At 71.3% G+C, this 22,952-nt stretch carries 21 protein-coding genes; 9 read left to right on the forward strand and 12 right to left on the reverse strand.

Going from position 1 to position 22,952, the window contains the following annotated elements:
* Window positions 1–360 precede the first annotated feature (360 nt).
* The 5 genes from ACIQTP_RS10780 (at window position 361) to ACIQTP_RS10800 (ending at window position 6,338) form a co-directional block, all read left to right on the forward strand.
* Window positions 361–858: a winged helix-turn-helix transcriptional regulator gene (locus tag ACIQTP_RS10780; RefSeq protein ID WP_403398441.1), complete on the forward strand. Its 498-nt coding sequence runs from the start codon at window positions 361–363 to the stop codon at window positions 856–858.
* 285 nt (window positions 859–1,143) lie between these two features.
* Window positions 1,144–2,433, forward strand: coding sequence for an acyl-CoA dehydrogenase family protein (locus tag ACIQTP_RS10785; RefSeq protein WP_403398443.1), 1,290 nt, complete (start codon window positions 1,144–1,146; stop codon window positions 2,431–2,433).
* Between the two features lie 82 nt (window positions 2,434–2,515).
* On the forward strand, window positions 2,516–3,733 hold the full coding sequence (locus ACIQTP_RS10790) for a CaiB/BaiF CoA transferase family protein (RefSeq protein ID WP_403398446.1): 1,218 nt from the start codon (window positions 2,516–2,518) through the stop codon (window positions 3,731–3,733).
* A gap of 42 nt (window positions 3,734–3,775) precedes the next feature.
* On the forward strand, window positions 3,776–4,555 hold the full coding sequence (locus ACIQTP_RS10795; protein ID WP_403398448.1) for a crotonase/enoyl-CoA hydratase family protein: 780 nt from the start codon (window positions 3,776–3,778) through the stop codon (window positions 4,553–4,555).
* A gap of 283 nt (window positions 4,556–4,838) precedes the next feature.
* The gene (locus ACIQTP_RS10800; protein WP_403398450.1) at window positions 4,839–6,338 is read left to right on the forward strand and encodes a long-chain fatty acid--CoA ligase; all 1,500 of its coding nucleotides are present in this window, start codon (window positions 4,839–4,841) and stop codon (window positions 6,336–6,338) included.
* Window positions 6,339–6,541: 203 nt separating this feature from the next.
* On the opposite strand, the gene ACIQTP_RS10805 is transcribed toward ACIQTP_RS10800, so the two are convergent.
* The gene (locus ACIQTP_RS10805; protein ID WP_402049123.1) at window positions 6,542–7,129 is read right to left on the reverse strand and encodes a TetR family transcriptional regulator; all 588 of its coding nucleotides are present in this window, start codon (window positions 7,127–7,129) and stop codon (window positions 6,542–6,544) included.
* Between the two features lie 99 nt (window positions 7,130–7,228).
* On the opposite strand from ACIQTP_RS10805, the gene ACIQTP_RS10810 reads away from it, so the two are divergent.
* The 4 genes from ACIQTP_RS10810 to ACIQTP_RS10825 all read left to right on the forward strand — a co-directional run bounded on the left by ACIQTP_RS10810 (window position 7,229) and on the right by ACIQTP_RS10825 (window position 11,536).
* Complete coding sequence (locus tag ACIQTP_RS10810; RefSeq protein WP_403398452.1) at window positions 7,229–8,212, forward strand: aldo/keto reductase; 984 nt, start codon at window positions 7,229–7,231, stop codon at window positions 8,210–8,212.
* A 98-nt stretch (window positions 8,213–8,310) separates the two neighbouring features.
* Window positions 8,311–9,198 (forward strand): MBL fold metallo-hydrolase, encoded by an 888-nt coding sequence (locus ACIQTP_RS10815; protein ID WP_403398454.1) that lies wholly within the window; start codon window positions 8,311–8,313, stop codon window positions 9,196–9,198.
* A gap of 89 nt (window positions 9,199–9,287) precedes the next feature.
* Entirely contained in the window at window positions 9,288–10,244 is a 957-nt protein-coding gene (locus tag ACIQTP_RS10820; RefSeq protein ID WP_403398457.1) for an SDR family NAD(P)-dependent oxidoreductase, read from the forward strand.
* Window positions 10,245–10,261: 17 nt separating this feature from the next.
* On the forward strand, window positions 10,262–11,536 hold the full coding sequence (locus ACIQTP_RS10825; protein WP_403398459.1) for a low temperature requirement protein A: 1,275 nt from the start codon (window positions 10,262–10,264) through the stop codon (window positions 11,534–11,536).
* Window positions 11,537–11,578: 42 nt separating this feature from the next.
* Here ACIQTP_RS10825 and ACIQTP_RS10830 read toward each other — a convergent pair whose 3' ends face one another.
* From ACIQTP_RS10830 to ACIQTP_RS10880, 11 genes are all read right to left on the reverse strand, one after another.
* Complete coding sequence (locus ACIQTP_RS10830; RefSeq protein ID WP_403398462.1) at window positions 11,579–12,562, reverse strand: sugar kinase; 984 nt, start codon at window positions 12,560–12,562, stop codon at window positions 11,579–11,581.
* Between the two features lie 10 nt (window positions 12,563–12,572).
* A complete protein-coding gene (locus ACIQTP_RS10835) occupies window positions 12,573–13,478 on the reverse strand; it encodes an SMP-30/gluconolactonase/LRE family protein (RefSeq protein ID WP_403398464.1) in 906 nt (301 codons plus the stop codon).
* On the reverse strand, window positions 13,475–14,110 hold the full coding sequence (locus tag ACIQTP_RS10840; RefSeq protein WP_403398467.1) for a bifunctional 4-hydroxy-2-oxoglutarate aldolase/2-dehydro-3-deoxy-phosphogluconate aldolase: 636 nt from the start codon (window positions 14,108–14,110) through the stop codon (window positions 13,475–13,477). Before ACIQTP_RS10840 ends, ACIQTP_RS10835 begins: the two co-directional genes overlap by 4 nt.
* 26 nt (window positions 14,111–14,136) lie before the next feature.
* Window positions 14,137–14,934, reverse strand: a complete 798-nt coding sequence (locus ACIQTP_RS10845; RefSeq protein ID WP_403398469.1) for a hypothetical protein — start codon at window positions 14,932–14,934, stop codon at window positions 14,137–14,139.
* Window positions 14,928–16,073 (reverse strand): galactonate dehydratase, encoded by a 1,146-nt coding sequence (gene dgoD / locus ACIQTP_RS10850; protein WP_403398471.1) that lies wholly within the window; start codon window positions 16,071–16,073, stop codon window positions 14,928–14,930. The genes ACIQTP_RS10845 and dgoD overlap by 7 nt, the downstream gene beginning before the upstream one ends.
* Window positions 16,070–16,831 (reverse strand): FadR/GntR family transcriptional regulator, encoded by a 762-nt coding sequence (locus ACIQTP_RS10855; RefSeq protein ID WP_403398474.1) that lies wholly within the window; start codon window positions 16,829–16,831, stop codon window positions 16,070–16,072. The genes dgoD and ACIQTP_RS10855 overlap by 4 nt, the downstream gene beginning before the upstream one ends.
* 49 nt (window positions 16,832–16,880) lie before the next feature.
* A complete protein-coding gene (locus ACIQTP_RS10860) occupies window positions 16,881–17,639 on the reverse strand; it encodes an SDR family NAD(P)-dependent oxidoreductase (RefSeq protein ID WP_403398476.1) in 759 nt (252 codons plus the stop codon).
* Between the two features lie 76 nt (window positions 17,640–17,715).
* Window positions 17,716–19,827 (reverse strand): alpha-galactosidase, encoded by a 2,112-nt coding sequence (locus tag ACIQTP_RS10865; protein WP_403398477.1) that lies wholly within the window; start codon window positions 19,825–19,827, stop codon window positions 17,716–17,718.
* A complete protein-coding gene (locus ACIQTP_RS10870) occupies window positions 19,824–20,747 on the reverse strand; it encodes a carbohydrate ABC transporter permease (RefSeq protein WP_403398479.1) in 924 nt (307 codons plus the stop codon). The genes ACIQTP_RS10865 and ACIQTP_RS10870 overlap by 4 nt, the downstream gene beginning before the upstream one ends.
* Window positions 20,744–21,643 (reverse strand): carbohydrate ABC transporter permease, encoded by a 900-nt coding sequence (locus ACIQTP_RS10875; RefSeq protein WP_403398481.1) that lies wholly within the window; start codon window positions 21,641–21,643, stop codon window positions 20,744–20,746. Before ACIQTP_RS10875 ends, ACIQTP_RS10870 begins: the two co-directional genes overlap by 4 nt.
* A 2-nt stretch (window positions 21,644–21,645) precedes the next feature.
* On the reverse strand, window positions 21,646–22,938 hold the full coding sequence (locus ACIQTP_RS10880; RefSeq protein ID WP_403398483.1) for an ABC transporter substrate-binding protein: 1,293 nt from the start codon (window positions 22,936–22,938) through the stop codon (window positions 21,646–21,648).
* Window positions 22,939–22,952: the final 14 nt, after the last annotated feature.

Genomic DNA, 22,952 nt, shown 5'->3' on the forward strand with positions numbered 1-22,952 from the left:
GGACGACGCCACCGCGGCCGGCTCTGCCGACGCAGTGCCGGCTCACAGTGCCGTACGACGGCCATGCGGAGCCGGTCGCGTCGCTGCGCGCCCGACCGGGGGGCAAGGTGGTACTCGGCTACGTGGCCCCGCTCGGCTTCGACAAGCGCGGTCCCTACAGCCAGAACGTCGGTGACGGCAGTGCCGCCGGGACGACGCAATGAGGGTGCCCAGCGCCCGACCGGCGGGGGCGTCAACCACCTGTCCGCCGTCGGTCTACTCTCCCGCGGTGGCGACCGCCCCTGCGGCTGCCCCCCGCTCGGCTTGCGGATCCGCAGTCCGAAATGCTGAGTCCTATGGTGAGACCTATATGCTGAAGCCATGAGGCGGACCTCTTTCGCGAACTGGCCGTGCTCAGTCGCGCGCACCATGGACATGCTCGGGGACTGGTGGACGCCGCTCGTCCTGCGGGAGGCCTTCTACGGGATCAAGCGGTTCGACGCGTTCCAGCAGGAGCTCGGCATCGCTCGCAACACCTTGACCGACCGTCTCCGCCGACTGGTCGACGAGGGCCTCATGGAGAAGAAGGCCTACCAGCACGAGCCGGTGCGCTATGACTACGTACTCACGGAGAAGGGGCGCGACTTCTTCGGCGTGTTGGCTGCCATGAACGCCTGGGGCAACCGCTGGCTCAGCGGCGAGCAGGGACCGCCGGTGGTCTTCCACCACGACCGCTGCGGTCACCAGAGCGAAGCCGAGGTCGTTTGCGCCTCCTGCAAGGAACCGATGACGGCCGACGACACCCACCCGCGCCTCGGCCCCGGCTATCCCCCGCACCTCGCCGAGCGCCCGGACATCCAGAGCCGCTTCACCGCCTGAGCGGGGCCCGGGGCCTGTCCGGCGGACCGCTCAGGGCGAGATCGATCACGGAAAGTGCGGGCCGTCCACCCACGTACTCGCTGCTTGAGAGGTGCGGCACGACGGCGCCGCGGCTCTCATCGAGCCGTGCCGCAAGGCTGACACACAGGGACTGTCCGGCGAATTGTTACATGAACACCAAATCGGTCATGAATGTGGTGTTCCCCGCCCAGTGGCTATGTCCCTGCTCCCTCCTAGCGTCGTTCGTACTGACGCCATCGGATCCCCGATCTGAAGGAGCGGAACATGAAGGCGACACAGAGCTCAGCGGTCGACCCGAGCCAGACCGTGCCGAACGGCGCTTCCCCGAGCGGCAACGGACAGTCGTCCGGGGTGGAGCCGCCGGTACTGGGCGGACCGGAGCACTCCGACTACTACCTGCTGGACAACCTGCTCAGCGACGAGCAGCGGGCCCTTCGCGAGAAGGTCCGCGAGTTCATGGACCAGGAGGTCACCCCGATCATCAACCCGTATTGGGAGGGGGCGGAGTTCCCCTTCGAGCTGGTGCCCAAGCTGGCACGGCTCGACATCGCGGGCTTTCAGATTTCCGGCTACGGCTGCCCGGGGATGAGCAACCTGACGGCCGGCCTGGTGATCCTCGAACTGGCCCGGGGCGATCTGAGCATGTCGACGTTCATGGGGGTCCACTCGGCCCTGGCCATGACGTCGATCGCGCTGCTCGGCTCCGAGGAGCAGAAGCAGCGCTTCCTGCCGCCGATGGCACGTCTGGAGAAGATCGGCGCCTTCGGCCTGACCGAGCCCGCCCACGGCACGGACGTGGTCAAGCTGGAGACGACCGCGCGCCGGGACGGTGATTCCTACGTCCTCAACGGCTACAAGAGGTGGATCGGCAACGCATCCTTCGCCGACTACGTGATCGTCTGGGCCCGCGGCGACGACGGGCACGTGGGCGGCTACGTGGTCGAAAAGGGCACAACCGGCTTCGACGCGCAGGTCATCAAGGGCAAGACGGCTCTGCGCTGTGTCCAGAACGCGCAGATCTCCCTCACCGATGTCCGGGTGCCCGCCGAGAACCGGCTGGCGAACGTGAAAACCTTCCGCGACACTGAGAAAGTCCTGCTTGCTTCGCGCTTCTGCGTCGCCTGGGAGTCGATCGGCGCCGCCATCGCGGGCTACGAGACGGCTCTTGCCTATGCCAAGCAGCGCAAGCAGTTCGGGATGCCGCTGGCCACCTTCCAGCTCGTCCAGTACCGGCTCTCCCGCATGCTGGCGGACATCACCGACATGCTGTGCATGCAGTTCCGGCTCAGCCAGCTCCTGGACGAGGGCGAGTACTCGATGCCCCGGGTCGCGCTGGCCAAGATGCACTACACCGAACGAGCCCGGGCCATCCTCGCCGACGCTCGCGACATGCTCGGCGGCAACGGGATCCTGCTCGACTACCACGTCGCCCGGCACCTCTGCGACATCGAGGCGATCGACACGTACGAGGGCACCGACACCGTGCAGGCGCTGATCGTCGGCCGCGACATCACCGGCTACAGCGCCTTCGTGCCTGTGGCTCCGAGCCGCTGACCCCGGTGTGCATCGCGGCGCCCCGCCACAGCGGGTCGGCTCCGGGCACCGCGCGCGACCCCGCGGAAGACAAGGAGTAGTCATGAGCAACACGCCCCTCCTGGAGGGACTGCACGTCGTCGATCTCGCGAGCTTCATTGCCGGGCCCGCCGCGGCCACCGTCCTCGGTGACTTCGGCGCCGACGTCGTCAAGGTGGAACCACCACACGTGGGCGACGCATACCGTTCGCTCAGCCGCATACCTCCCAACCCCCAGGTCGAAGGGGTCAACTACCCCTGGCAGCTGGACAACCGCAACAAGCGCAGCATCGCGCTCAACCTCAAGTCACCCGGCGCCCGGCCCGTGCTGGAGAGTCTGGTGAGGTGGGCCGATGTGCTGGTGACCAACTTCCCGCCGCACACGCGCGAGAAGCTGGGCCTGGACTACGACGCTCTGGCCCCCCTCAATCCCCGGCTGATCTACGCCGATGTCACCGGCTTCGGCGAGGAGGGTCCGGATGCGCATCTGCCCGGCTTCGACGTGACGGCGTACTGGGCGCGCAGCGGCCTGATGGACCTCACACGCCAAAGGGACGTGCCGCCGGCCACGAACGCGTTCGGATCGGGCGATCACTCCACAGCGATCACCCTGTTCGCCGGGATCATGACCGCGCTGTACCGGCGGGAGAAGACGGGTCAGGGCGCACGCGTCACGGCCTCGCTGCTCGCCGAAGGCGCCTGGGCGGCGAGCATGTGGCTGCAAGCCGTACTGGTCGGGGCGAAGCCCCCCCGCCCCATCGACCGGTCCGACCCGCCCAACGCACTCGTGAACATGTACCGCACGGCGGACGACCGCTGGCTCGTCCTCGGCTTCGCCAACGAGGACAAGCAGGTCCCGCCCTTCCTCAGGGCCATCGGTCATCCCGAGGCGGCGGAGAACCCGCACTACGCCGACACCCCGAGCCGCCGCGCCCACGCCGCCGAGATCGTCGCCGTGCTGGACAGGACATTCGCGACTCGCTCCCTGGCCGAGTGGCGCGAGGTGCTCGACGCCGCGGGCCTCACGTACGGAGTCGTCCAGACGCTCGAAGAATGCGCCCAGGACCCCCAGCTCCTCGCCAACCGGGTGTTCGTCCCGATCGACGACGGCGGCGACGACCCGCACCTGACCATCGACAGTCCCGTCCAACTGGACCAGGAACAGAAGGTCCGTCCGGGCCCTGCCCCCGACCTGGGCGAACACACCGAGTCCGTGCTCCGCGACCTCGGCTTCGACGCCGCCGGAATCGAGGAGCTGCGCAAGGCCGAAGCCGTCGTCTGAACCCGCGGTTCAGCAACGCGACGGATGAAGGGAAACATCATCATGACTACGGCCAACGACACGCCGACCGTGCGAACTGAGGAAACCGACGGCATCTACGTGATCACGATCGACCGGCCGAGGGCCCGCAACGCCATCGACGGGGCCACCGCCAGGGCTCTGGCGGCTGCCGTCGATCGTCTGGAGTCCCGTGACGACCTCCTGGTCGGCATCCTCACGGGTGCCGGCGGCATCTTCAGTGCCGGAATGGACCTCAAGGCCTTCGCGGCCGGAGACAAGCCCATCGTCGAAGGACGGGGCTTCGCCGGCATCACCCGCGCCCGGATCAGGACCCCGCTCATCGCCGCCGTCGAGGGGTACGCGCTGGGCGGTGGGACCGAGATGGCGCTCGCCTGCGACATGATCGTGGCCGCGCGGAACGCCACTTTCGGTCAGACCGAGGTCCACTACGGCATCGTGCCCCCCGAAGGGGGCATGGTGCGCCTGCCCGAGCGCATCCCGCGCAACATCGCCCTGGAGCTTCTGCTGACCGGCGAGCCGTTGCCCGCCGAACGCGCCGAGCGGTTGGGCCTGGTCAACCACCTCACAGAACCGGGCCAGGCCCTGCAGCGGGCCCTCGAACTGGCCACCAGCATCGCGCGCAACGCGCCCCTGGCCGTGGCAGCCGTCAAACGCGTCGTCAACGAGCGGCGAGCGTTCAGCGACGAGGACGCGTTTGCCGAGCAGGACCAGATCGTCGCACCGGTTCTGGCGTCCCACGACGCGCAGGAGGGCGCCCACGCCTTCGCGGAAAGGCGCTCACCGCACTGGCAGGGCCGCTGACACCGGCTCCGCGCGACAGGTGCTCGCGGGCCTTCGCGCAGGTGCCCGATGTCGCCCTGCCCCTGGCCCGGACCCTCGCTGCGAAGTCTCCGACGCCGGTACGGCCTCCCGCACCGTGGGGCTGCCGCCGGACAGTGGTCGCAAGATCGTCCGGGCGGATGAGCGGATGAGCGGAACAAGATCCGCCCCCTGCTGTCGAGGGCGAGAGCGACGTCGGCATCCCTCCCGATCCCGCTGGGGCTGCGCGACCGAAAGACCCAGAAAGTCGAGGAGAGAAGCCGACATGAACCTCGCATCCCACTTGGTGAGCAGCGCCCGGACTCATCCGGATCGCGCCGCGCTCCGTCTCGAGGACGCCGCCGTGTCCTATCGCACGCTCGACCAGGGCAGCGCCCGGATGGCCGGACTGCTCCACGACCGGGGCGTGAAGCCCGGGGACCGCGTGGCGATCATGCTGCCCAACGTCCCCGAGTTCGCCCTCGCGTACTTCGGCGTACTCCGGGCCGGCGGCATCGTCGTCCCGATGAACCCCCTGCTCAAGTCCCGCGAGGTGGCCTACTACCTCGGCAACTCAGGCGCCCGGCTCCTGTTCGCCTGGGACGCCTTCGCCGACGAGGCACGGACCGGTGCGCGGCAGGCCGAGGCCGAGGTGGTCGTCGTCAGTCCCGGCGCGTTCGATTCTCTGCTTGCGTCCGCCCCATCCGTCGAGGACCTGGCCGACCGGCACGAGGACGACACCGCGGTGATTCTCTACACCTCGGGAACGACCGGTCAGCCGAAGGGCGCCGAACTGACCCACGCCAACCTCATCCGCAACTGCGACATCGTGGCCGGCGACCTGCTCCAGCTCACCGCCGACGACGTGATCTTCGGTGGGCTGCCACTGTTCCACGCGTTCGGACAGACGTGCACTCTCAACGCCGCCGTCGCCTCCGGCGCGTGCCTGACGCTGCTGCCCCGCTTCGACGCCGGGAAGGCACTGGGAATCCTCGGCGAGCACGGGGTGACCGTCTTCGCCGGGGTGCCGACGGTGTTCAGCAGGCTGGTGCGGCAGCCCGACCGGGACGCCTACCCCGCCCCCCGGCTGCGCCTGTCCCTCACGGGCGGCGCGGCGATGCCGGTCCAGGTGCTGCACGACTTCCAGGCCGCGTTCGGCTGTGTCCTGCTCGAAGGGTACGGGCTGTCGGAGACGTCGCCCGTCGCCTCGTTCAACACCTTGCGGGCCGGACCCAAGCCCGGTTCGGTCGGCACCCCGATCCGGGGCGTCGAGATGCGCGTGGTCGACAACGGCACGGAGGTACCGCACGGGGAAAGCGGCGAGATCGCGATCCGCGGGCACAACGTGATGAAGCGGTACTGGCAACGCCCCGAGGAGACCGCCGCCGCGATCCGTGGCGGTTGGTTGTACACCGGCGACATCGGCCGGGTCGACCAGGACGGGTACTTCTGGATCATCGGACGGACGAAAGACGTGATCATTCGCGGCGGGTACAACGTGTACCCCCGCGAAGTCGAAGATGTGCTGTACGAGCATCCGGCGGTCGCCGACGCCGCGGTCATCGGCCTCCCCAGCTCCGATCTCGGTGAGGAGGTCGGTGCGGCGGTCGTTCTCAAGCCGGGCGCCCGAACGACGGCCGAGGAACTGCGTGAATACGTCAAGCATCAGGTCGCCGCCTACAAGTATCCGCGGAAGGTATGGATCACGGACGCGCTCCCGAAGGGACCGACCGGCAAGATCCTCAAACGGCAGATCATCCCGCCGCCCGGGCTGGACAGGCGATGAGGCGACTGGGCCGGGGCGGGTCTCCCGGCGCAGGCCGACCGCGCGGGACCGGCGAGGTCGCGACTGCCGGCAGTACACAGCTCGCATGGGCGTGGGTCGGCAGAAATCGCCGAGGGCGAGGCACGTTCCGCATCGAGGGTGGGACCCTCCGTACGCCAGCCGTGCGTGCCCATGAGCACGCCGGCCATGCGTGCCCCTGACCGCTACTCGCCGGCGGCCTTCGGCTCGCTCATCCGGCGGGCGGCCTCGACGACCGCCGAGCGATGCAGGGCCAGCCGCTGCGGCGACCAGGACTGGGTGACCTCCTCGGGGCCGACGTCCTCGGCGGCCCAGAACCACGCCTGGGCCGCGGCGAGAACCATGGTCAGGAGATCGGCGGGCTCCATCCCCTGGGCGAGCTCGCCACGCTGCTGCGCGTCGGCCACTTCGGTGGCCTTGCGCCGGAAGGCGTCCGGTTCGAGTCCGGTGGCGGAGGGGCGCTCCAGCAGTTTCCATAGGCGTAGGCGCATCAGGTCCGGCCTGGCGACCAGGTGGTCGAAGATCGCGCCGGCGTAGCCGGGCAGGTCCTCGACGTCGAACGGCACCGACTCCGCTCCCGCTGTCATCGCCCGTCGCAACACCTCGTCGAACAACTGCTCTTTGTTGCCGAAGTAGGCGTAGATCAGCCGTTTGTTCGCTCCCGCGGCCTCCGCGATGCGGTCCACTCGGGCACCGGCGATGCCGTAGGCGGCGAATTCGGAGAAGGCGGCGTCGAGCAGCCGGGCCTTGGTGGCGCTGGAGTCCCGTGGCATACGCGCCACCCTAGCAAGTAACTATCTAGTTATTGACACGGGCGACACTGCGGGCCTACGGTAATGTATCTATCCAGTTAGTTACGGAGAGGAACCCTCATGGAACACCGCGCACTGGGCAGCCAAGGCCTGACCGTCGGAGCCCAAGGCCTCGGCTGCATGGGTATGAGCGCGTTCTACGGCGCCACCGACGAGACCGAGTCGCTGGCCACCATCGACCGCGCCCTGGAGCTCGGCGTCACCCTGCTGGACACCGCCGAGAGCTACGGCCCCTTCATCAACGAGCAGCTCCTCGGCAAGGCGCTGGCAGGGCGCCGGGATGTCGCCGTGGTCGCCACCAAGACCGGCGTCGAGATCACCGACGACGGCCGCGCGCTCGGCCTCAACGGCCGGCCCGAGTACGTCCGCCGGGCCCTCGACCGCTCGCTGCGGCACCTGGGCACCGACCACGTCGACCTGTACTACCTGCACCGCATCGACCCCAACGTGCCCATCGAGGAGACCGTAGGGGCGCTGGCCGAGCTGGTCGCCGAGGGCAAGGTCGGCCACATCGGCCTGAGCGAGGCCTCCGCGCAGACCATCCGGCGCGCCCACGCCGTCCACCCGCTGACCGCCGTCCAGACCGAGTACTCGCTCTTCGAGCGCGGCATCGAACAGGACGGGGTGCGCGACACGCTGCAGGAGCTGGGAATCGGCCTGGTCGCCTACTCCCCGCTGGGGCGCGGCTTCCTGTCCGGCGCGATCACCAGCCCCGACGACTTCGCCGAGGACGACTGGCGGCGGACCGACCCCCGGTTCCAGGGCGAGAACTTCGACCGCAACCTGGACGTCGTCCGCGAGGTCCGCCGCATCGCGTCCGACAAGAACGTCACACCCTCCCAGCTGGCGCTCGCCTGGGTCCTGCACCAGGGCGCCGTCGCCATCCCCGGCACCAAGCGCCGCCCCTACCTCGAGGAGAACGTCGCCGCGACCGAGGTGACTCTCACCGCCGACGACATCGCCGCGATCGAAGCGGTCGCCCCGCACGGCGTGGTCACGGGCGACCGCTACGCACCCGAGCTGATGGGCACGCTCAACGGCTGAGAGCCGGCCTGCGCCTCACACGATCCCATCGCGGGTCCAGAAGACCCCTGCCCCCCCACACACGCGGCCCCAAGCCCTCGCGTCTCGAAAGGCCCCCCATGCCCCAGCCGGCCGTACGGTCCCGCATCACCATCGGCGGAACGACGATCACCTATCTCCCCGACGGTTTCGGCGCACACAACCCAGACGTCCTGTTCCCGGGCGTGGACTGGACGACGCGCCCCGGGTCCCTCGAAGACGGGCAGCTCATCCTCTCGTTCGGATCCTTCCTGATATGCGCCGGGGACCAGAGGATTCTCGTGGATCTGGCCGTAGGGAAGATCGACGTGGACGTGCCCGGCGTCGCTCAGCTCAAGGGCGGTTCGCTGCTGCGGAACCTCGCCGAGGAAGGACTGTCCGCCGACGACATCGACACGGTGGTGTTCACTCATCTGCACCTCGATCACGTCGGCTGGACCAGCGATGTCGCGCCGCTCCCGAACGCGCCCACGACGGAGTCACCCACGGGCCTCACCTTCGCCCGGGCACGCCATCTCATGTCGGAAGACGAGTGGCAGTACTGGTCGACGAGGGCGGCGGCCATGGGCGGACCGGACGCCGAGGCAGTGCTCAAGCCGCTCGCCGGCGTCGTCGAGTTCGTCAGGAGCGGCGACAGCATCGCGCCCGGGGTGACCGTCGAGGCGACGCCCGGGCACACCCCCGGACATCTGGCGATCGTCGTACGGGATCCGTCGGGTGGCAACACCGAATCCGCCTACATCGTGGGAGACATCCTTCACTCCCCGGCTCAGGTGGGAGACCCCGCTCTGGTGTTCTCCTCCGACGTCGCTCCGGACCAGGCCCGAGCGGTGCGCGACCACGTGCTCCAGCGGCCGGACACCGTGATCGCCGCCGGGCACTTCACGGACGACGTGTTCGGCCGTGTCACGTCGGTGGGCAACGCGCACGCCTGGGCTCCCGTCGGCGGCTCGGCGTCTTCCCGGTAACCCGACCGGACCCGCCGTCCAGGTTGCGGCCCTCGGTTTTCTCAAATCACTCAAGTAACTCAAGTAACTCAATTCAGGAGACTCACCTCATGTCCGTGCCTCAGACGCCCCCCATGTTCGGGGCAAGCACAACCGCCGCCGAGGTAATCGACGGCATCGACCTGCACGGCCGCCGGGCCGTGGTGACCGGAGCCAGTTCCGGAATCGGGGTGGAGACGGCCCGGGCACTCGCATCGGCGGGCGCCGACGTCACCCTGGCCGTGCGGGACACCGACGCGGGTGCCCGCGTGGTGGCACGCCTGGAGGCTGAACTTCCGCCCACGTCAGGGCAGTTGACGGTCGGGCGGCTCGACCTGGCCGACCGGTCGACGGTCGCGGCGTTCGTGGCGGCCTGGCACGGCCCGTTGCACATCCTGGTCAACAACGCCGGAGTGATGGCCCCGCCGGACCTCATCCGCACACCTGACGGTCGGGAAACGCAGTTCGCCGTCAACCACTTGGGCCACTTCGCCCTCGCCGTCGGCCTCCACCCGGCGCTCGCGGCGGCGGACGGCGCGCGGATCGTCTCGGTCGCCTCGATCGGCCACCTCTTCTCGCCCGTCGTCTTCGACGACCTCGACTACCGCTACCGCCCCTACGACCCCTGGACCTCCTACGGGCAGTCGAAGACCGCCAACGTCCTGTTCGCCGTCGGTGCCGCCGAGCGATGGGCCGGCGACGGCATCACCGCCAACGCGCTGATGCCGGGCAACATCGCGGACACGTCCCTGGCCCGGCACATGGACATGCAGCAGGTGGCCGACTTCATCGCCTCGGGCGAACTCGCACTGCCGCCGCAGAAGACCGTGGAGCAGGGCGCCGCGACCTCGGTGCTGTTGGCCGCCTCGCCGTCGGTGGAGGGCATCACCGGGCGCTATTTCGAAGACTGTGCGCAGTCCGAGCCGGTCGCCGAGCGAGCCGGTGCCGTCGCCGGCGTCGCGCCGTACGCCCTGGACCCGGAGAACGCGGCCCGGCTGTGGTCCGTGTCCGAAGCTCTGGTCCGCTAGAGCTCTACGCTGCCGACATGACCTCACGACACGAGCAGTGGGCCCGGCTGCGCCGTCAGCTGTGGCAGCCTCCGCGCGCCCATGGCGAGCAGCCGCGCGAGCGCGTGGTCGGCCCGCTCGAACTGTTCTACGACCTGGTCGTGGTCGTGCTGGTCGCCCAGGCCGCCCACCACCTGGCCGGGGACCTCGACTGGCACGGTCTGGGTCTGTTCGCCGCGGTGTTCGCACTGGTGTGGATCGCCTGGTTCAACGGCACCCTGCACCACGAACTGCACGGGCACGAGGATGCCCGCGGCCGGAGCATGTTCCTGCTGCAGATCCTCGTGCTCGTCCCGCTGGGCGCGTTCATCCCCGAGGCAGGCGGTGCACGCGGCGTCGCGTTCGCCGTGACCGCGGGGGTGCTGTTCGCGGCGCTGGCGGTGCTGTGGCTGCTTGCCGCACGCGGTGACAGCCCCGAATTCCGCCGCCCCAGCAGGTTGTTCGTGACCGGGACGGCGGCCTGTGCGGTCGTCCTGGCCGCGAGCGCCGCCCTGCCCGCGGACGTCCGCGTGCTGACGTGGGGCCTTTTGGCCGTCGCCTACCTGGCGGGGTTCGCGGTCATGATCGGTACGGCCACCCCGGTTCAGGCGGTCGCGCTCAGCGTGACCGACGCGCTCACCGAACGGTTCGGGCTGTTCATCATCATCGTGCTCGGCGAGACCGTGACCGGCGTCGTCGACGGACTGGCCCACGAGCCGACCAACGCGCTCACCCTCGCCGTCGGGCTCGTCGCCGTCGTCATCGGCTTCGGTGCCTGGTGGACGTACTTCGACTTCGCCGGACACCGGCGGCCGAGGCCCACGCGCGCGAGCACCGTGCAGTGGATGCTGGTTCACATGCCGCTCACGGCCGCGGTGGCCGCCATGGGCGCCGCGATGGTCGGCCTCGTCGAGCACGCCCACGACAGCCGGACCCCCGCCGCCACGGCCTGGGTGCTCTGCGGGGGCGCGGCCGTCGTGCTCTGCGCGACGATGGTGCTCGCGAGCTCCCTGCGCGTCTGGCGCCTGGACCGCGGGCTCTACCGGCCGCTGGCCCGCACCTGCGTCGTCGTGGCCGTCATGTGCGCGGGAGTCGGTGCCGCACGCCCGGCTCCCCTCGTTCTGGGCCTCGCCCTCGTCCTCCTCTTCGGTGTCCCCTGGGGACTTGCCGTGGCATACCGCCTGTCCCACGAAGACGAGCTGTCCCGGGAAGAGGAATCCGCCACCGAGGAAGTGTCAGCGGCGGCGGAACATCAGGACGACAACCGACGCTGAGCCCTGCACTCGAAGCACCCCTGAAGGTCCCGTACGGAGGAATCAGTCGATCACGGCGGTCCGCCAGGTCTCCTCATCGGCGTCCAGGAGCACCGCGACGAGGGCGGGGTCCGGCAGCGGGCCGTGGTCGGCGGCGACCCTCAGGGCCGAGGCAGCGGTCAGATGGCCCAGCCGCAGGGCGCGGTCCAGGGGCAGTTGCCGCAGCAGGCCGCTGAGGAATCCGGCGGCGAAGGCGTCGCCGGCGCCGACCGGCTCGGCAACGCGCACGGTCAGAGCGGGCACGCTGTGGGCAGTGGCCCCCACGAAGGCGGTGGCGGCGCGGTCCCCGTCCTTCACGACGAGGACGCGCGGGCCGGACAGGAGGTCTCGGACCTGTTCGGCGTCGGTGATCCCGTCCCCCCACAGGGCCTGGGCCTCGTCGAGGCCGACGAGCACGATGTCGGCCCGGTCCGCGAGCGGCCGCAGCACGTCGGCGGCGGAGCGCCCGGTCCACAGCGCGGGGCGGTGGTTGACGTCGAAGCTGACGGGCCACGGGCGGTCGGGGCGCAGCGCGCGTTCGACGAGGGCGCGGCAGCCGGGTGACAGAGCGGGGGTGATGCCGCTGAGGTGGACGAGCGCGGCGCCCGCCACCGCCGGGTCGTCGAGCACGTCGGGGGTGAGGGCAGAGGCGGCGGATCCGGCGCGGTGGTAGTGGACGCGGGTGCCGTGCCCGCCGGGGCTCGGGTCCTTGAGCAGCAGTCCGGTGGGCCGCTGCGGGTCGGTGCGGACGCCGCTCACGTCGACGCCGCCCGCGGCGATCCGGGCGCGGACGCGGCGGCCGAAGGGGTCGTCGCCGACCGCGGAGAGCCAGCGGGCGGGGACGCCGTGGTCGGCGAGGTAGAGGGCGACGTTCGACTCGGCGCCGGCGATGTCGACGCGCAGCAGGTCGGCGCCGTCCAACGGCCCGAGGGGGTCGGGGGCGAGGGCGGCCATGGTCTCGCCGACGCAGACCACGGGGCCGGGGCGCAGTGGCCAGTGGGTGCTCATGGTGGGCTTCCTAGGGAGTGCCGGCGCGGTCCGCCGGGGCCGGGGCGGACGGGAGCGCAGGGCGGTACGGGGCGGCCGGGGCGCCGGGAACTTCCACTCGGACCGCGAAGACGGCGCCGTCGAGTGGTCCCGGGACGGGCAGGCCGATGTCCGCGCTGGTGACGAGGAGCGTACGGCCGTCGGCGCCGCCGAGGCAGAGACCTGCGGGCTGCCCGGCAGGCAGGTCGACGATCCGGTCGAGGGCCCCGTCGGGGCGATAACGGTGGACCTGCCCGGTGCCCCAGACGGCGGTCCACAGGCAGCCCTCGATGTCGGTGGTCATGCCGTCGGGGCTGCCGGAACCGAGGGTGACGAAGGGTTCGGGGGTGCCCGGATCGCCGCTCACGGGGTCGACCGGGTAGCGGCGGATGACGCCCCGGGCGCTGTCGGCGAGGTACATGACGGTGCCGTCGGCGTTGAAGGCCGGGCCGTTGGGGATCGTGACGTCCCGCAGGACACGGGTGACGCGGCCGTCGCGGTCCAGGCGGTAGAGGGAGCCCGCGTCCTCGGTGGCCTCGTACGCCATGCTGCCCGCCCAGAAGCGGCCGTGCGGGTCGGCGACGCCGTCGTTCATCCGCATCGGCACGGGGGCGCCCTCCTCGGGGCGCGCGATCCAGTCGACGCTGCCCTCGGGGTCGATGCGGCAGATGCCGGGGCCCGCCGCCGCGATCCAGTGGCCGGGGTGCCCCTCCACCGGTGCCACAGCGCCCAGCGGGCAGGGCAGTCGGGTGATCGGGGCGAGCGGCACGTCGGGTCCTTCGGGCACGGCGAGCAGCCGGCCGGTGAGGATGTCGGTCAGCACGGCGCGGCCGTCCGTCCAGCGGATGCCCTCGCCCAGTTCGAGGCGGTCGGTCCCCAGGACCGTGGGGACGGTCACGGGCGGGCCCCCGCGCGGACGACGTCAAGGAAGGCGCGGGCTCGCTCCCGCAGGGCGGTGAGATCGCCGCCCTCGGCGGCGTCGCCGATCAGGGGCGATCCGACGCCGACAGCCGTGGCTCCCTCGCGCAGGTAGTCGGCGGCCGCCGCCGCGTCCACTCCCCCGACGGGTACGAAGGGCAGCTCCGGGAAGGGGCCGCGCAGGTCCCGCAGATAGCCGGGGCCCCCGGCGCTGCGTGCCGGGAAGAGCTTGAGGGCGTCGGCGCCGAGCCGCTGTGCCTGGAGGACGTCGGTGGGCGTCATCACGCCGGCGAGCACGGGGAGTTCGAGTTCCCGCCCGGTGGCGATGCCGTCGCTGACCCCCGGGGTGACGAGGAAGGCGGCGCCGGCCTTGTGGGCGGCGAGGGCGTCGTCGGAGCTGAGCACCGTTCCGGCGCCGAGCGTCGCGTCGGGGCCGAGCGCGGCGCGGGCCCGCGCGATGACGTCGAGTGCGTCGCGCCCGGAGAGGGAGACCTCGATGAGGGTGACGCCCTCCTCGGCGAGGGTGAGCACGGTGGTCAGCGCGGCGTCCGGGTCGCTGCCGCGGACGATGGCGAGCAGCCGGTGGGCGCGCAGGGCGGCGAGCAGGTTCATCCGACATCCCTTCTGGTGACGGTGGTTCAGGGGCGGCGGGTCGCGGTGACGGTGAGCCGCCAGGTGGCCTCGCCGGTCGGCGGCACGACGGCGGTGTCGCCGTCGCCCGCCGCGGCGCGGTCGAAGACGCGGCCGAGCATCGGCTCGACACCGATCGAGCGGTACGGCGCGCCCTGGGGGAAGCCGCCGAGATTGCGCCAGAGGGCGACCGCGACGGGCTGCCCTTCGGCCTCGACGGAGAGGTGCAGCGTGTCGGCGCCGTCGTGCACGGACACCCGGGAGGTGAGGACGACCGCTCCGACGGCGCTCCCGTCGTCCGGGCCGAGCAGGTCCAGTGGTACGCCGTCGACGCTGGGCCAGTTGCCGGCGACCCAGCGGTCGTCCTCGTCCGGGTAGAGGCGGGTCTCCGCCGTTCCGACGACGCCGATCCGGGCGGCCGGGGAGAGGTCCAGCAGGGCGTGGGCGGCCCACACGAAGCGGTATCCGGGCTCGGCGGCGAGCGTGTAGTCGGCGACGACCGCGTCCCCTCGCTCGTCGATGCGCCGGGTCAGGCGGAAGTCGGGGCACTCCGCGACGTCCTCCTCCCCCGCCCTCCGCCAGGGCCGCGACCAGGCGTCCCCGTGGTCGGGCAGCCCACGCACGGTGGGCACGCACTCCTCCAGGCCGCCGGCGTCGGCGAAGGGGTCACCGGGCCGGACCACGCGGCGGCGGGGCTCGTCGCGGTGCCGCAGCCACTCGCGGCCGCCCGCGGTCAGCGACGTCCAGCGTCCGCCGTGGTCCGGGTCGGTGGCGACGCGGACGGGCAGCCGCGTGGCGCTCACCATTCGGCGAAGGAGCCGTCGGCGTGCCGCCAGACGGGGTTGCGCCAGGCGTGGCCGGAGCGGTCGGCGGCCCGGACCGCGTCCTCGTCGACGGCGATGCCGAGTCCGGGCAGTCCGGTGCGGTGCGCCCGGCCGTCGACGAAGCGGAAGGGCTCGGTGTCGACCAGGTAGGACAGCAGGTCGGCGTCCTTGTTGTAGTGGATGCCCCGACTCTGCTCCTGGATCAGGAAGTTGGGCGTGGCGAAGGCGACCTGGAGGCTGGCCGCCAGTGCGATGGGACCGAGCGGGCAGTGCGGCGCCAGGTGTGCCCCGAAGGTCTCGGCGAGCGAGGCGATCCGGGTGACCTCCGATATCCCTCCGGCGTGCGACAGGTCCGGCTGGGCGACGGCGACGCCCGCGGTCAGCACCGGGAGGAAGTCGGCCCGCCCGTACAGCCGTTCGCCGGTGGCCAGCGGCACGGGCGAGGAGGCGACCAGCCCGGGCAGCAGGTGTGCCTGCTCGGGCAGGACGGGTTCCTCGACGAACAGCGGGTGCAGCGGGGCCATCTCGTGGAGCACGCGCCGCGCGTTGGCGGCGCTGAAGCGGCCGTGGAAGTCGACGGCGACGTCGCGGTGCGGGCCCAGGGCCTCGCGGGCGGCCGCCACGCGCTCGACGACGGCAGCCGTCTCGGCGGGGCTGCCGATCGGCGGGGTGCGCCCGGCGGCGTTCATCTTGACGGCGGTGAAGCCGGCCTCGACCTGGGCGGTGACCTCCTCCTTGAGCCGCTCGGGTTCGTCGCCGCCGACCCAGGCGTAGACCCGGACGGTGTCGCGGACCGGGCCGCCGAGCAGGGTGTGCACCGGTACCCTGAGGGCGCGGCCGGCGATGTCCCACAGGGCCTGGTCGATGCCGGCGACGGCGCTGGAGAGGACCGGGCCGCCCCGGTAGAAGCCGCCCTTGCTCAGCACCTGCCAGTGGTCCTGGATGCGCAGCGGGTCCTGGCCCACCAGGTACTCCGCCAGCACCTCGACGGCCGACCGGACCACCTCGGCCCGGCCCTCCACCACCGGTTCGCCCCAGCCGACGACGCCGTCGTCGGTCTCGATGCGGCAGAACAGCCACCGGGGCGGGACGAGAAAGGTCTCGACGCGCGCGATCTTCACTGTGCCTGGCCGTCCTTCTCATCGGCGGAGCCGTTCGCGCCCTCGGGCGCGGACGGACCGCTGAGTTTGTCGAGGTCGCGCGTCGCCTGGTCGAGCAGGGCGCGCATGGCGTGTTCCGCGATGTCGGGGTCCCGTTCGCGCACGGCGTCGAGGACGGCTCGGTGGCTGGGAACCGGGTCCTCGCTGTGGGCGGCGCTGTGCACGAGCCGGTCGCGCTGGGCCAGGCCCGACTCGATGACCATCTCCATACGTTCCAGCAGTTCGTTGTGGGTGGCCGCGAGCAGCGCCCGGTGGAAGGCGAGGTCGGCCTCGACGGCGTCGCTCGCGCCGCCCTCCTGGCCCATCGCGGTCAGTGCCGCCTCCAACGCCTCGAGGTCGGCGTCGGTGCGGCGGGCCGCGGCCAGCCGCACGGCGGCGGGTTCGATGATGCCGCGGACCTCGCCGAGGTTGCGCAGCAGCGCGGGGTCGGCGCCGGCGGTGCTGCTCTCGGAGAACTGCCAGCGCAGCACGTCGGCGTCGAGCAGGTTCCAGTCGGAGCGGGGCCGCACGAACGTGCCCCGCTTCTGCCGGGCGTCGACCATGCCCTTGGCCGCGAGCACCTTCAGCGATTCGCGCAGGGCCGTCAGGCTGACGTCCAGTTCGCTCTGCAGGGCCGCCATGTCGAGCGTCGCTCCCTCGGGGATCTCGCCGCTGAGCACCCGGCGGGCAAGGGTCTCCACGGTCTGGCCGTGCACTCCGCGGCGCGCGTAGGGCGTCATGTGTTTGCCTTTCTGGCTTGTCGGTCGGTGGCTGGAGCGGTCGGTTCCGTCAGGCGGAGGCCTTGGTGACGCTCCAGCCGCCGTCCACGAGCAGGCTTGATCCGGTGATGTAGGAGGCCTCGTCGGCGGCGAGGAAGGCGACGGCGGCGGCGACCTCCTCGGGGGTGCCGAAGCGGCGGGCCGCGGTCTCGGCGACGCTGACCTCGCGCTCGGCCTGCGGGACCCGGTCCCAGGCGGCGGTCAGGATCGGTCCCGGCAGCACGGCGTTGACGCGGACCTCGGGGCCGTACTCGACGGCGAGCTGACCGCACAGCGACAACAGCGCTCCCTTGCTCGCCGCGTACGCCGGGTGGCCGGGGATCCCCCGGTGGGCGTGGACGGAGGAGACGAGCACCACGGCCCCCTGGCGCTCGCGCAGATCGGGCAGTGTCGCCCTGACGCCCAGGAAGGCGCCGGTGAGGTTGACCGAGAGCTGCCGTTCCCATGAGACGAGGCTGGTCTCGTGGGCCGGTGCGACCGCCACCGTGTACGCGTTGCTGACCAGGACGTCCACGGGCCCGAAGCCGTGGGCGGCGGTGATCACCCGCTGCCAGTCGTCCTCGCTCGCGACGTCGGCGGCGACGAACAGGGTCCGGGCCCCGTCCTTGCGCAGCCGCTCGGCGGCTTCCTCGCCGCGTTCGGCGGCGATGTCGACCAGGACGACGGCCGCGCCCTCCGCGGCGAGGCGTGCCGCGGTGGCCGCGCCGATGCCCGACGCGGCGCCGGTGACGACGGCGACGCGGTTGGTGAAGCGGGCGGCTGGGTTCATGAGGTGGGTCGTCTCCTGTTCGAGAGGGCGGTGCGGTGCAGACGCTCGAGAGGCGGTGCAGATTCTTCCGTCGTCGTCACTGCCGGGCCAGCACGGTCAGCTCCGCGTCGTGGCCGGCGGTCCAGGCGAACGGCAGTCCCGAGTGGAGCAGGTACGCGCCGCTGTAGCGGGTGCCGGTAGCGGTGTCGGTGTAGGCGGCGTCCGGCCTCAGGCCGCGCAGTCGGAGCCGGGCGGCCCTGCCGGGCACCAGGGGCGCGCCGTCGAGCGGGCCGGTGTTCCAGGCCGTCACGACCAGGCGGGCACCGCCCGGCTCCTCGTACTGGATGCCGCAGGTCGGGTCGGCGGGGCTGCCGAGCAGGCTCACCTCGCCGTGGTGGACGACGTCGCGGATCTCCTTGTAGCGAGCGATCCAGTCGGTGGCCTCGGCGCGCTGTGGCGGCGTCCAGTGGCGTATGTCGGCGCCGATGCCCAGGACTCCGGCGATGGAGTTGACGAACCGGAAGGCCAGGGAGCGGGGGCGCGGGTCGAAGACGCCGGGGGCGTCGGTGACCCAGGAGCTCATGGTGTGCGGGGCGTGCGCGTGGAGGTAGCCGTACTGGATGCGCAGCCGGTCCATGGGCGCGGTGTTGTCGCTGGGCCACATCACGTCGGTGCGGGCGAGGGCGGCGTGCTCGACGCGGGCGCCGCCGCCGGCGCAGCCCTCGACGGTGACGTGCGGGTGGGCGCTGCGCAGGTGGTCCAGGACGCGCAGGTAGCCGGCGACGTGGGCGGCGTCGAGGTCCTGGACCTCGGGGTCGGGACCGGCCGGGTGACCGGGGCGGCCGCGCTCGGTGGGCGGCCGGTTCATGTCCCACTTGAGGTAGCTGATGGCGTGGTCGCCGAGCAGCCGGTCGAGGGTGCTGATGACGAACTCCTGGACGTCCTCGCGGCCGAGGTCGAGCAGAAGCTGATTGCGTACGAGTGTCGCCGGCCGGCCTTCGATCCGGTACACCCACTCGGGGTGCTCGGCGTAGAGCCTGGAGCGGGGGCTGATGCCCTCGGGCTCCACCCAGAGACCGAAGTCCATGCCGAGGGCGCGGACGTCCTCGACGAACCGGTCGAACCCGCCGGGGAATTCGGCCGGGTCCGGGTCCCAGTCGCCGAGGCCGCCGGTGTCGTCGGGGCGTCCGGTGAACCAGCCGTCGTCGACGACGAAGAGTTCGGCGCCCAGGTCGGCGGCCGTCTTGGCGAGCTCCAGCTGCCCGGCGGCGTCGACGTCGAAGCCGGTCGCCTCCCACGAGTTGTAGAGGACCTTGCGCTGCCGGTGGATGCGCTCGCCGGTGAGGTGCCGCTCGTAGCGGTGCCACACGCGGGCCAGCCCGTCGAGCCCGTCCGGGCTGAAGGCGCAGGCCAGCCGGGGTGTGACGAGGGTGGAGCCGGGGGCGAGACGGACCGCGCCCTCGTGGGGCACGCGGCCGGCGCGCACCCGTACGGCGCCGCCGGGCTCGGCGTCGGCGGTGATCCGCCAGTTGCCGGACCACTCCAGGGCGATGCCGTACGTGGGGGTGGCGCCCTCGGCGGGGGCGACGGCGTCCTGGACCGCGAGCCAGGGGTGGTACGCGTGCCCGGCCGAGCCCTGGGTGCTCTCCATCTCGAAGCGGCCGCGCTCCAGCTCCATGTGCTTCAGCTGGAACTCCTGCGACCACTGTCCGGCCAGGTACGTCAGGCGCGCGCCGCCCTGGACGGGCACGTTGACGGCGGCGGAGTCGAAGCGCTCCAGGCGTACCTCGGTCTCGCCGGTGCAGGTCAGCTCCGTCCAGCGCAGGACGACGTCCGTGCCTGGCACCGTCTTGTAGCGGAGCGTCGTGCGCAGCCCGAGGACGTCGTCGGCGAACTCCAGGCGCAGCGCCCGGTCGCCGTCCTGCGTGGCGCCGGTGAATCGCCACCAGCTGCCGCGGTCGCCGCCGGGGCGGGAGGCGACCAGGTCGGCGCCGGTGAACGGCCGCAGCCCGTACGGGATGTACTCGGCCGGGGCGGCGTCGGCGGGGATGATGAAGTGGGTGCGCCGCGACCAGTCCATGGGCGACGGCCCGTCCTCGACGCCGTGCGGCCCCCAGGCGGCGAGTTCGGCCCAGCGGTCGTCGCCGCCGAGGGTGACCGCGTAGGTGGTGGTGTCGGTGCGCAGCAGCCACCGGTCGTGCACGGTCACTTGACGGCTCCGAGGTTCAGTCCGGCCACGAAGTGGCGCTGGAAGCGGAGGAAGACGGCCACCGTCGGGGCGGCGGCGATCACCGAGCCGGCCGCGATCACGTTCCACATGGACACGTACTGTCCCTGCAGCCCGATGAGGGAGGCGGTGATGGGCATCTGGGTGTCGGTGCGCAGCACCGTGATGGCCCACAGCAGGTCGTTGAAGATCCAGGTGAACGACAGGGCGGTCAGCGCGGCCAGCGCCGGGCGGGCCAGCGGCAGGATGACCCGCCAGTAGATCTGCCACGGGTTCGCGCCGTCGATGACGGCGGCCTGCTGGATCTCGCCGGGGATCGACCGCATGAAGCCGTGCAGGACGAAGACGTAGAAGCCGACGCCGAAGCCGACCTGCACGCCGATCAGGGCGTACAACTGGTCGTAGATGCCGAGGAGTTCGCTGAGCTTGGAGACCGGGATCAGCAGGATCTGCGGGGGCAGCAGATTGCCGCCGAGCATGAGCAGCAGCAGGACGCGCCGGAAGGGCAGGTCGTAGCGGCTGAGTGCGAAGGCCGCCATGGAGGCGAGGCCGAGCGAGAGCAGCACGGTGGGGATGGTGACCAGCATGCTGTTGATGAGGGCGCGCTGCTGGCCGCCGTCCACCCAGGCCTGCCGGAAGCTGTCGAAGGTGAACGAGTGCGGCCAGCTGCCGACGCCGTGCGCGGCGATGTCGTCGAACGTCCGGGTGCTGGTGACCAGGACGAGGGCGATCGGCAGCAGCCACAGCGCGGACAGCAGGCCCGCGGAGAGGTGGAAACCGGCGGTGCGCAGGGCACGGCCGCTCAGGGCGGGGCGGCGTGGCGCCGCGACCTTGGCGGGACGGGGCTCGCCGGCCGGACCCTCGGAGTCCTTGGCGTGCGCGGTGGCGTGGGTGGCGGTCATGAGTCGGCCTCCCGGAAGGCGCGCACGAGGTAGCTCGCGATGACGCCGAAGGCCAGCACGAAGATGACGACGGCGAGTGCGGAGCCGTATCCGAGGCGCAGGGACTGGAACGCGGTGGAGTACATGTAGGTGCTCAGCAGCTCCGAGGAGTGGTACGGGCCGCCGCGGGTGAGCGCCCACACCACGTCGAACGAGCGCAGCGAGTCGATGACGATCACCGACAGGACGACCGCGTTGACGCTGCGCAGCTGCGGCAGGGTGATGTGCCGGAACTGCTGCAGGCGGGTGGCGCCGTCGACCTTTGCCGCCTCGTACAGCACGGGGTCGATGCCCTTGAGGCCGGCCAGGTACAGCACCATCACGTAGCCGACCTGGCGCCACAGCGCGGGCACGATCACCGCGTAGAACGCGGTGTCCTGGTCGGCGAGCCAGGCATGCTTCCAGCCGCCCAGACCGACGCCTTGCAGCACGTTGTTGATCAGGCCGTCCGGCTGGTACATGGCCTGCCACACCAGCGCGGTCGCGACCAGTGAGAAGACCACCGGCAGGAAGAGCGCCGCCCGGTAGAACCCGATGCCGCGCCGCTCCTGCTGGAGCAGCAGCGCGGCACCGAGCCCGAGCGCGGCGGACAGCCCGCCGAAGAGCAGCAGCCACAGCACCGTGTTGATCGCGGCGGTGCGGAAGACCTCGTCGTGCACCATCTCGCTGAAGTTGCCGAGGCCGACGAACTTCGGGGCCGACAGACCGTCCCAAGAGGTCAGGGAGAGGTAGAAGCCCTGGAGGGCCGGCCAGAAGACCCAGAACGCCTCGGCGAGCAGCGGGACGAGGACGAAGGCCAGGACCACCGGGGGCACCCGCGTGGCCCTGGACCGTCGTGTGGAGCCGATCAGCGCCATTGTCACTGGCTCCAGATCTTCTGTGCGCTGCGCTGCCACGTGGTGAGGATGGAGCCGATCTCCTTGGGCTTGGCCAGGTAGTGCACGAGCGCCGTGTCGGCGGTCGGCTGGAGCGCGTCGCTGGAGTCCCGGTTGAAGAACTGCGTCACGTCGGTGGCGCTTTCGATGAGTTTGCGGCCCTTGAGGACCAGCGGGGTGCCGGCGTCCTTGGCGTCGGGGTGCGTGGGCAGCGCGGTGCCGGACGAGTTCTTGAGGTAAAGCTCCTGTGCCTCGGCGGAGGCCAGGTAGCGCAGCAGCTCCTTGACGCCGTCGGCGCGCTTGGTGCGGGCGCTGGCGAAGTAGCCGTCCGTGGGCGCCTCCTCGGCGACCGGCACCTTCGGGTCGATGATGGGGAACTGGAAGAAGTCCAGGTCGCCCAGGGCGTCCTTGGGGGCGGCGTCGGCGAAGAAGGTACCGATGAGCATCATGCCGGTGCGGCCCTGGAGGAGGGCGGTGGTGGCGTCCTGGAAGGGGATCGCCGTGCCGTTGGGGTCGAAGTACGGACGGGCCTGGTCCCATGTGTCGAAGACCTTGCGGACCTCGGGGTCGTCGAAGCGGTGCTTGCCCGCGAGGAGTTCGCGGTGGTACGCGGCGCCGTTGACGCGGATGTTGAGGTAGTCGAACCAGGTGGAGGCCACCCACGGGGTGTCACCGCCGGCGCCGAGGCCGATCGGGGCGACGCCCTTGCTCTTGAGCTTGTCGCACAGGCCGAGGAACTCGTCCCAGGTCTTGGGCTCCTTGACGCCCCACTTGGCGAAGTTCGACTTGCGGTAGAAGACGCCCCACCAGTAGTAGCTGGTCGGCACGAAGACCTTCTTGCCGCCGGAGGCCGAGGTGCACAGCTTCTTCAGCGCGTCGGAGTAGCCGCTGAGCTCGGGCTTCTCCCATATGTCGTCGAGACCGAGGAGCAGGTCCTTCTTGGCGTACGACTCGGCCACGGAGCCGGGGTACCAGGTGTAGGCGTCCGGCGGGTTGGCCGACGTGAGGTAGGTCGGCAGCTGGGTGCGGAAGGTCTCGGACGCGACGGTGTTGAGCTGCGCCTTGGAGTCGCCGCGCTTGTCGAAGGCGGCGACGACCGCCTGCATCGCGGTCTTGGCCTGCGGAGAGGAGAGGTTGGACTGCAGGGTCACCGGGCCGCCGGACTTTCCTCCGGAGGCGGACGGGCTCTGGGTGACGCAGCTGCTGAGCAGCGCGCCGGCGCCGACTGCGCCGGCTCCTACGAGGAATCTGCGGCGGTTGGCGTTGAAGGCGGTCATCTATGCACTCCCTA

This window comes from Streptomyces sp. NPDC090798, from assembly GCF_044768965.1.
Classification (GTDB): Bacteria; Actinomycetota; Actinomycetes; order Streptomycetales; family Streptomycetaceae; genus Streptomyces.